11 protein-coding genes are annotated in these 9227 nt (G+C 59.3%); 2 read left to right on the top strand and 9 right to left on the bottom strand.

Features of this window, described 5'->3' with window-relative positions:
• From HMPREF2604_RS12485 to HMPREF2604_RS12465, 5 genes are all read right to left on the bottom strand, one after another.
• Positions 1 to 253, bottom strand: a 253-nt coding sequence (locus tag HMPREF2604_RS12485; RefSeq protein ID WP_305764412.1) for an rRNA adenine N-6-methyltransferase family protein, incomplete at its 3' end; no start/stop codon positions are given.
• A 349-nt stretch (positions 254 to 602) separates the two neighbouring features.
• Positions 603 to 836 carry a recombinase family protein gene (locus HMPREF2604_RS12480; protein ID WP_224784272.1) on the bottom strand — a complete coding sequence of 78 codons (234 nt, stop codon included), beginning with the start codon at positions 834 to 836 and terminating at the stop codon, positions 603 to 605.
• A 197-nt stretch (positions 837 to 1033) separates the two neighbouring features.
• Entirely contained in the window at positions 1034 to 1288 is a 255-nt protein-coding gene (locus HMPREF2604_RS14430; protein ID WP_081636726.1) for a HepT-like ribonuclease domain-containing protein, read from the bottom strand.
• Positions 1209 to 1463, bottom strand: a complete 255-nt coding sequence (locus HMPREF2604_RS14400) for a nucleotidyltransferase family protein (protein ID WP_232745419.1) — start codon at positions 1461 to 1463, stop codon at positions 1209 to 1211. Before HMPREF2604_RS14400 ends, HMPREF2604_RS14430 begins: the two co-directional genes overlap by 80 nt.
• 349 nt (positions 1464 to 1812) lie before the next feature.
• Complete coding sequence (locus HMPREF2604_RS12465) at positions 1813 to 3294, bottom strand: ApeA N-terminal domain 1-containing protein (protein WP_070512995.1); 1482 nt, start codon at positions 3292 to 3294, stop codon at positions 1813 to 1815.
• Positions 3295 to 3324: 30 nt separating this feature from the next.
• Between HMPREF2604_RS12465 and HMPREF2604_RS14570 the strand changes: the two genes are divergently transcribed.
• Positions 3325 to 3732: an RCC1 domain-containing protein gene (locus HMPREF2604_RS14570; protein ID WP_232745421.1), complete on the top strand. Its 408-nt coding sequence runs from the start codon at positions 3325 to 3327 to the stop codon at positions 3730 to 3732.
• A 169-nt stretch (positions 3733 to 3901) separates the two neighbouring features.
• Here HMPREF2604_RS14570 and HMPREF2604_RS12460 read toward each other — a convergent pair whose 3' ends face one another.
• Genes HMPREF2604_RS12460 through HMPREF2604_RS12450 form a run of 3 tightly spaced genes read right to left on the bottom strand, consistent with a single transcriptional unit; the run spans position 3902 to position 6397 of the window.
• Entirely contained in the window at positions 3902 to 4690 is a 789-nt protein-coding gene (locus HMPREF2604_RS12460) for a zeta toxin family protein (protein ID WP_070563600.1), read from the bottom strand.
• Between the two features lie 3 nt (positions 4691 to 4693).
• Positions 4694 to 4957 (bottom strand): hypothetical protein, encoded by a 264-nt coding sequence (locus HMPREF2604_RS12455; protein ID WP_070524133.1) that lies wholly within the window; start codon positions 4955 to 4957, stop codon positions 4694 to 4696.
• Between the two features lie 30 nt (positions 4958 to 4987).
• Positions 4988 to 6397, bottom strand: a complete 1410-nt coding sequence (locus HMPREF2604_RS12450) for an aldehyde dehydrogenase family protein (protein WP_070563603.1) — start codon at positions 6395 to 6397, stop codon at positions 4988 to 4990.
• Positions 6398 to 6547: 150 nt separating this feature from the next.
• On the opposite strand from HMPREF2604_RS12450, the gene HMPREF2604_RS12445 reads away from it, so the two are divergent.
• The gene (locus HMPREF2604_RS12445) at positions 6548 to 7471 is read left to right on the top strand and encodes an AraC-like ligand-binding domain-containing protein (RefSeq protein ID WP_070563606.1); all 924 of its coding nucleotides are present in this window, start codon (positions 6548 to 6550) and stop codon (positions 7469 to 7471) included.
• Between the two features lie 87 nt (positions 7472 to 7558).
• Here the strand turns inward: HMPREF2604_RS12445 and HMPREF2604_RS12440 are convergent, their stop codons facing one another.
• Positions 7559 to 9079: a GMC family oxidoreductase gene (locus HMPREF2604_RS12440; RefSeq protein ID WP_070565666.1), complete on the bottom strand. Its 1521-nt coding sequence runs from the start codon at positions 9077 to 9079 to the stop codon at positions 7559 to 7561.
• Between the last annotated feature and the right edge of the window lie 148 nt (positions 9080 to 9227).

Genomic DNA, 9227 nt, shown 5'->3' with positions numbered 1-9227 from the left:
CATCATGGACCACTTCGACCGCCGCCGAGGCGGTCTTTTTTGTGAGTTTGGCAGCTAGTTTTGCGTCTACCTCAACTGCCGTTATCGCCCTCCCCAAGTGGGCCATCGGGTGAGTGAGGGCACCGCTTCCTGGCCCGATCTCAATGATGGGGCCGGAGGTTTGTTTCACAAGATCGACGATGGAGTTGATGATCTTGTGGTCTGTGAGAAAATTTTGGCCATGCTCGTGACGGCCGTATCCGTATGCAGACATCAGGTGTGCTCCTTGGATTTGAAAGGGAGCCGGGCATGACAAATAGCCGCCCGGCTAAAGGACCGGAGCGGTTTCTAACCTGCGGGAGGGAGAAAACCGCCTTAGCGGCTGGTGAGCGGCCGCATGAAAACGGAACCTGAAATCAACATGGGCCTATCGTATCCAATTAATTTCGCAGGGTCCAATACGGTGAGAAAGAAGACAACCGCACCGCAACAGTGCAAGACCTCTCTGGATTGGAATTTGTCCTACCTTCGGCTCGTCGTACAGACGCCACTGGCGTATTTTGTCTCTGGGCAACGAGGGGGAGTTACCCCCACCTCCGGATGTTTTTAAGGTGCACCCCTTATTACGCTGTGGTGCGGGAGTAGTTTTGTCCGACTGATCGGACTACCCACCGACGTGGGGCGGGTAGTTCGAGGTCCCAGCAGATGATCGCGTCGATTTCGCCGCGTTCAAAGGATGCCACCATGGCGTCGTAGTCGGGGCGAGCCACATTCTTCTTTGACGCGGAAATGGACTGATCGACGTAGTTATGTCCTATGTCCAACGTCCAAGCCACGCTGCTTTGCAATGGCTTCACAGTCCTGACGCTGCCGGTCGATGGTGAGGCCATCCACGTCAGCGTCTCGCGAGATACGAAGGTAAATAGGAGCGCGTGTTGCCAAACGCTTTTAATAAGGCCCTTAGCTAACATTGAACTTAAACTCGACCACGTTCCGTAGCCGAATAACCTTTGGAGCCGCGCCGTCAGTTAGCAGAGATGTGGCACCGCAGCGCCTAGGCAAGAGGAGGCAGATGAGTATCGACGATATCGCGGACCACGTCGATGTCGACGCCGAAATACTGGTGCACCAGGATGTTGCGGAAATCCCGAATCTGAGGCCAGACGATCTCAGGGTGCGCGCCGGTGATCTCATCGGGAAGATGGTTCACGGCTTCGCCGGACTGCGACTCACAGCGGCACCGCCTCGGCGAGCGTCGAAGCGGATACCGGGTGCCTGAGCAACTGGGCAGGAAACACGTCGATGCCATCGCGCCCGAACAGAGCGCGACTCTCCTCGAGCAGACCAGACGCACGCATCAGGAGACGTCCCTCCGCAGGGTCCATCCCGACGAGGATGTCGATGTCCGATCCTGCAGACGCGGTGCCGCGCGCGACGGACCCGAACAACTTCGGGTTGGTCGCGCCGTACCGATCGATGAGCACCTGGAACTAGTCAAGACGCGCAACGAGAATCCCGCGTAGGGCAAGCGTCTCAGGCGTCATGACGGTCTCAGACATGCTTCCGGGGGAAACGGGCCCGGCAGCACGTCGACATGGAGCTTTGACATTGAAGCGGAACTCCACCGCGTTCTTAAGGGCCGACGACATTCTCCCGTCTCACCGCCGCACCAGGCGGCACTGACGCGCTGCCACCACTTACAGCCGGTCGTCTCGCCCGCCCGCCATGACGCACTCAACGAACGAGCGATAGAGCAGGCTTACACGCGTCTCGCACTAAACGACCGGGCAGCAGCGTCACGGAGGTTCCGAAGTAGCGGCTATCGCAGTGCACCTAAGGGTTTGGTGAGGGAACCAGCCATTCGGCAGCGGTACGGAACGTAGCCCTCAGTTGCGGGTGCTCCCGCACGATCTCTCGCTGCCGCTCCGCCGGCAACCCGAGCTCGTGCAAGACGTTGAGGATTACGACCGCGGTCGTCACCTCGACGACGGCGATCAGCTCCTCGATGGAATGGTTGGGCGTTCTGCCCTCGTGCGCGAGGTCATTGCGGGCGCGCGTCGTCCACTTCGCCCAATGGTCGACATCCGGTAAGAGCTGTGCGATCGCTTCCTGATCGGGTCGCGCGGCGAGGGCATGGAGCCGATCACGGAGGGTCGGGTCGTTGCGGATCGCCCCCTTGAACCTGTTTCGGTGCTCATCGGGAACCTGCGCCAGCATCGCCTCTCGCATCGCCCTGAACTCCGCGTTGGGGAACGGTTTCTCGTCGATGCGGAGGTTGCGGTGCAACACCTCGGCAGCATCGACTGCCGTCAGAAGATTGTTCTCAACAAAACGGGCCGGTGCGTAGCGCAAGCCCAAGATCATGTTTGTCGCTGCCTCCAGGCGGCCATGGGCCTCGCACCATCGGGGCATGACCTCCTCAAATGGGATCGAGCCGCAGGTGAAGAACATTCGGTGGTGATCGACGACTTTCGCGTCGTGTTTTCCAAGCGCGGCCGGTGAGTAGAGCACATCGGCACGTCGGCGCGGCAGCGGGCGGCCATCAGGGAAGTGCGACTCGGTCCCGGCAACTTCCAGTCGGAGCCAGATCACTCCGGCCGCGCGATGCGTCGCCAGGGAGATCAGGTCCTGCACCAGGCTCGCCTCCTGCAGAGCAACACTCAGAGAGAATGGTTCGGCTGGCACGACGCAGATGGACACCGTGTCCCGCATACGTCCGACGCTTCCTCCCTTGCGCTGGTCGAAGAATGGAAGCGTGTGCGTGTGCTGAAGGCGATACTCAGTGTCGTCGACCACGACCGATTGCGCCTCGACCGGCTTCACCGAGATACGCCCGGTCCCATCGATCTTGCCGTCGGGAGCCCCGAGGGATCCTTCGAACACAGAAGACGCCGCCCAGAGACTCAGATCCTCGACTGAGACTTCTGCCCTAGCGAACGCCGGATCCGCGTCACCGCTGACATGCGCGCCGATGATGGCGACCGTCGCGGTCACGGTCTGCTTATCAGGGCTCGCCACTCGCGCACCCATGGTCCTTCTGGTGCTCCTAGGAACACAGCCAAGCAGTGTGATCTCCCTGAGCTCGGCCACACCGTGCATGACTTCCCAGGTGCGGGTTCCTTCGTGAACAGCAGTCCATCCAGACGAGTCCGTCGTCAAGATCCGATCCTCGAAGGTGCCGATCAGCGACAGAGAGAGACCATCTTCCGGGTCGTACCGTAGGACACCCGGGACCTTCTCGCTAGGGGCTTCCGGCAGCCACCACACGCCAGCCCACTCGCCGGCCTTGTCGAGGTTGAGAGGATCATTAGGCATCGTACTCCCGGTCCCGGGCTCCTTCCTGTCTTGCGGCCAGATGTCAGGTCGAAAATCTTTACTCCACCACATGCCCCCCACGTAGGACAATCTACAGCGAGATCATGGTCAACTGAGATCGGATGCGGCGACTGGCACACAATCGCAGTTCGACGCGACGGCACAGCCCTCGCAACTGGCAACAATCAGCGAGGGCAGACCGACGTCGCCCGGTGGACACACGTGTCCGGGGTCTTTGCCGGCTACCTACACACCGTCGGCTTACACGAAGACGGCACCGTCGTCGCCGTCAGCGACGACAGCAGAGGCCAGTGCGATGTCCAGTCATGGACCGGCATCACAGCGATCGCAGCCGGAGCGAGACACTCGCTCGGGCTGCGGGCGACCACACCGAGCAGCAATGCAATGTCAACGCCTGGGCCGCTCGACCACAGATGAACTGAAGTCCAGCGTGCCCGATAATCGGCGGTCGATCACACGTTGAATCTAAACTCCACGCAGACGACATCCTCAGCCTGCTAGACCTCGCAGACCGCCAGCTCGCCAGCAGCCGCTTTGACACGAAGCTCTCACCGCCTACCGGGCGCGCAGTTCCACGGGCACAGCCTTAAAGCTTGCGGATAAGCTCTGCATCAGCCACGAGGTTTTGCGTGAGCTTCTCAGCTTCAAGCCCACTCAAGTCACAGCTGTCGAAACGGGCCAGCCAGTCGGCCCGAACAGCGGGGGAGTCGAACCAGGTTGCGCGCTCGGCTTCAATATCCTCGATGCCGCTCAAGGTACGGCCGTCGCGGGTGCGGATCTCGAGGTCGTCGACAAGCGGGGCAATCGCTTGAAGCCCTGGGACGATGGCTTTAAAGCCCGACGTATGGGAAACCTCATTGGTCCAGCGCGGGTAGCGGCTCACACGCTGCGCCTCCAGGTAGCGCTGGACGACGCCCAGCCTTGAGACCTCCTGCGCCACCGCCAAGCCCACGACCTTCACGCGGAAACCCGCAGACCGAAACTTGGCTATCTCACCCGCGATGAATTCCGGGTTGGACAGCGTGTTCTCAATGATGAGGGAGTGCCCGTGCTGCCGACCATATTCAATCAGCGAGGACATCCAATAGGGCACCGGTCCATTGGTGAGCACGTCCATGCGCAGGGGGTCGCGCTCCATGATCTCGTCGAGGGCGGGGTGCAGCTTCCGAACCTCATCGGAATCAAGGACCGCGTGACCATTCTTTACAGATTCAATAGCCGTTGATTTGCCTGACGCTGGCTGCCCCGCCACATAAATGACCTCTGGAACAGCCGGACCATGAGCATTCGACCGACCAAAATAGCTAGTTTGCAGAGTCTTTAGCCGTTGCTCCATGACCTGCGGATCAACGGGGAAGTCAGCGGCGGAAAGCATAGGCTATGCCGCTTTGTGCTCGGAGGAGAGGGCTTCAAGCCGCTGCGCAAAGAGAGCCGCAGCGGCGCGGATGGCTTCAATGTCGGTTGAATCAACACCACTGACTATGTCCTCTACCAGCCAATTCTGACGAATCCACCATTGTGATTCAACATCGTTGCCTGCTTCAGCGGCCCGAGTGAGGTAGGCAGCTTTCAGCGAGGACGCAACCTCCTTCATGGCGTCGAAGGCTGCGTACTCGATCTCCGGGACTTTGGCGGTGCTCATGGCGCTAAGAATAGCAGCGCCATGGCGGTTTTAGCCGTTGATGATCTGCGGGTACGCCAGGCCCTTGAGGCCCTCGGTACCGAACTCCACACCGTAGCCGGAGGACTTGATGCCACCGAAAGGCACGCGCGGATCCACAGCACCGTGGGCATTGATCCAGGTAGTGCCTGCCTCCAGCTGCGCAGCGACGTCCAGAGCGCGCTCACGGTTGGAGGACCACACGGAGGAGCCCAAGCCCACGTCAAGCTTGTTGGCCTGCTCGATGGCCCATTCCAGGTCTGTGTACTTCACGATCGGCAGCGCAGGACCGAACTGCTCCTCGACGACCAGCGCGTTATCCGGGTCGATATCCGCCACCAGGGTGGTGGGGTAGAAGTAGCCCGGCGCGTCGTAGTCCGGGTCACCACCCAGCAGCACGCGGGCGCCGGAATCCTTGGCGGCGCTGACAAGCTTGTCCACGATGTCGAACTGCTGCTTGTTCTGCAGCGGGCCGAGCACGTTCTCTTCCTCGAGGCCCACGCCCATCGGGGAGGCCTTGGCTACCTCGACGAGGGCTTCGCAGACGGCGTCGTACAGCGACTCCGGCACATACACGCGCTTCATCGCCGCACAGGTCTGGCCGGTGTTGATGAACGCGCCCCAGAAGAGGTCGCCGGCGATCTCCTTCGGGTCAGCGTCATCCAGCACGATACCGGCGTCATTGCCGCCGAGCTCCAGCGTGAGGCGGGTGAGGTTGTCCGCGCTGGCCTCCACGATCTTCTTGCCGGTGGCGGTAGAACCGGTGAACATGATCTTGTCGACGCCCTCGTGGGTAGTCAGCGCCGCGCCAACCTCACCGGCACCGCTGACGACTTGGAGCACACCCTCCGGCAGCACGGAGTTGACCACCTTGAGCAGGCCCAATACGGAGAGCGGGGTGTACTCGGAGGGCTTGACGACGACCGCGTTGCCCATACGCAGCGCTGGCGCAATCTGCCAGATGGTGATCATCATCGGCCAGTTCCACGGGCCGATAGCACCGACGACGCCGAGCGGGCGGTAGTTGACGGTGGCGGTGATGTCATCATCGACGGCGGTGTAGTTGGGGTGCTCGAAGGAGGCGGTAGCATTCAGCCAGCCGGAGCAGGCACCGACCTCGAAGCGGGCGTTCGGGCCGTTGAGCGGCTTGCCCTGCTCACGGGAGAGAAGCTCAACGAGTGCCTCTGCATTAGCGTCGATGGCGGCGGCGGCCTTGGTGAGAAGCGCGCACCGTTCTTCGTCGCTAAGCTTGGCAAAGTCCTTCTGCGCTGCGCGTGCGGTCTCCACCGCAGCGTTAAGGTCCTCAACGGTGTTCTCTGGCGCGCGGCCAACAACCTCTCCGGTGGCGGGGTTGAGGATTTCGCGTCCGTTCTCGTCCGTGATGGCGTTGAGCAGATCAGCGTAGGTGGCGAACTGAGTCATGAGATCTCCTTGTGAAGAAGTCGTGGGCCCGCGAACAAAGCCCGAAGAAACTTTTATTCGGCATGTTACCTGCACCACATCAATCCGCTTGACTCTGCGTGCATACAATTTGTCCACAAATGTGTGAGCTCTCACGATATGATTCCAGCTATGTCTGCTTCAGCCGTTGAGCATTTCGATATCGCGTCATGGCGCACCGCGTCTTCCGATTCCTTTGGTCAACTCGACGTGGACACCGAAGACCCCGCTTCCTTTCACGCCACGCTGCGGTCAACGAAGGTGGGGGATATTTCCCTCTTCGATATGTGCACCTCGCCCCATACGGTGAACCGATACAAGGTTTCTACCGACGAGGCTCCCTTTTGCAAGCTCAGCCTGCAGATTTCTGGCTCATCAACCATGAGCCAGGACGGGCGAACGTGTGAATTGCATCCAGGGGACCTAGCTCTGTACGTGACCCAACGGCCCTACACGCTGCGCTATCCGGAGGAGCAAAACACACTCATCGTGCACTTCCCGCAGAGCTTCCTCGATATTTCACCAGCGCAGATCCAACGCCTCACAGCGAACCCCATCTCCCGCTCGCACGGCTTGGGTGCGGTGGCAGTTCCCCTCTTTGAGCAACTGGCCAAGAACCTGGACCTATTGAAGGGCCCGCACGCCACCGCCTTGGTCCGCTCCGCGCTCACCATGCTGGTTTCGGTCCTCGCCTCCGATGTGGCCGATGAACCCTCAGCGGGCACACTGTTGTTCAACCAGGCAACCGCCTACATCGAGAAGCACCTGGGCGACCCGGACCTAGGCCCCAGCACCATCGCCCAAGCACTCTTCGTGTCGGTGCGCCACCTCCACGCCAAGTTCTCCGAACAAGGCCTCTCGGTCGGCAGCTACATCAGAACCAGGCGCCTCGAGCACATCCGCCGCGAACTCGTGGACCCGCGGCACTCCGAAGAATCAATCAGCCACATCAGCGCCCGCTATGGCCTGCACGATCCCTCGCACCTCTCGCGCATCTTCAAGGCGGAGTATCACGAATCACCGAGTGCGTATCGTTCATACAATCAGGCGCAGTAACTTTTCCCATTTAAATTGGCCTTCATTAATGCAGCTACACTGCTATTTGCACCGAAGGCAATGCCCACATGTAGCCGCAAAGAGCCCTCACCCTAATAAGTATGTCGCGGCCTTTTCAGCGATCATGATAGAGGGCGCATTAGTGTTTCCCGTCGGCACGAGTGGCATTACAGAAGCATCGGCGATTCGGATCCCCTCAAGCCCATAGACCTTAAGAGTGCGCGGATCAACTACAGCCATCGAGTCAATTCCCATCTTGCAAGTTCCAACTTGGTGGTGATACGTGATAGCGGTGCTGCGAACATAGTCCTCAAGATCCTCGTCGGCTACATCTGGACCTGGGTAGACTTCCTCGGGCCCCCACTCGGCCAATGCCTGCTGGCGGCCAACTTCGCGGCACTGCTTTACGGAAGCTACCAATGCATCGACGTCTGCCTGCACCGACAAAGCGCCGAAATCAATAGCAATGGGATCCGAGGGATTTGGCCCCGTCAGGGTCAACTCACCGCGACTGGCAGGCCTAACAATGCCACCCATTAGCGTAAATCCATTATCTGGCCCCTCCATGCCTTCGTTGTACATGGGGATTGAGAAATATAGCGGCTGAGTATCAGGGACGGCAGCCTCAGGACGCGACTTTGAAAACACGTGTACCTCGGCTGGCAGAACTTCCGGGACGGGTACTTCCTTCTTCGTCGTAGTGAAGATAACAGGGGAGAGTAAGTGATCATGGAGATTCTTGCCTACGCCAGGAAGATCATGAGTCGAGGTAATCCCCAACGCCTCGAGTTCTTCTGCCGGCCCAATACCGGAACGCAGGAGGATTTCCGGCGAATTCAACGCACCCGCACAAAGAATCGTCTCATCAGCACGAAGCTCCTGAAGTTCACCAGCAACTTCGACATTAACGCCAAGGATGGCACCACTTTCAACGAGCAGTCCGTGGACGTGCGCGCTTGTGATAATGGTGAGATTGGGTGCATCCTCGACTGGTTTCAGGTACGCGTGCCAAGTGTTGAAGCGGTTTCCGTTGCGAACATTTGCCTGAATCTTGCCCACGCCTTCCACGTCACCGGAGTTGTAATCCTCGTTAAGTGGAATACCCGCTTCCTGAGCTGCTTGGAAAAAGTCATTTTGAAGCGGGTGACGAGTGTAATTCTCCATTACATCAAGCAATCCCTCGCTTCCACGGACCTCCGAAGCGCCACCATCGTAGTTTTCAATCGATTTGAAAACGGGCAGCACGTCCTCCCAGGACCAGCCGTCATTGCCTAAATAGGCCCATGTGTCGTAGTCCTGCTTAGCGCCACGGACCCAAATGGTGGCATTGAGCGCATGCGAGCCGCCCATTACCTTTCCGCGGGGAATGTGCAGGCTCCGGCCAGCTGCCCACGATTGAGGAACCGTACGATAGTTCCAGTCTTGAGGTGAACCCCAAAGGAGTCCCAAGGTGTGCACCTTCTCAATGTCGGGATTGACGTCATAATCGCCAGCTTCAAGAACTACGACATTCTTTCCCGCGTCAACAAGCCGACGGGCAATAACGCACCCGGCTGACCCAGCTCCTACAACGATGTAATCAAAGCTCTTGGTTTTTTCTTGAGACAAATTCAAACCTCCCTGGGTGCAGACGACTCCGCGTGAGCCGATGACTTGGAATATATTCTGCGACACATCAACAGGGCTTGAGTGATAGCGCACACACTTTGGCTAAATGTGCAGAATGCATACCAAGAAGAGATTGAAGAAAAAGAAA

Origin of the sequence: Corynebacterium sp. HMSC055A01 (assembly GCF_001809405.1) — a bacterium.
GTDB lineage: Bacteria > Actinomycetota > Actinomycetes > Mycobacteriales > Mycobacteriaceae > Corynebacterium > Corynebacterium hesseae.
Note: the sequence above shows the minus strand (reverse complement) of the source record. Positions and strands in the feature narration are given on the sequence as shown.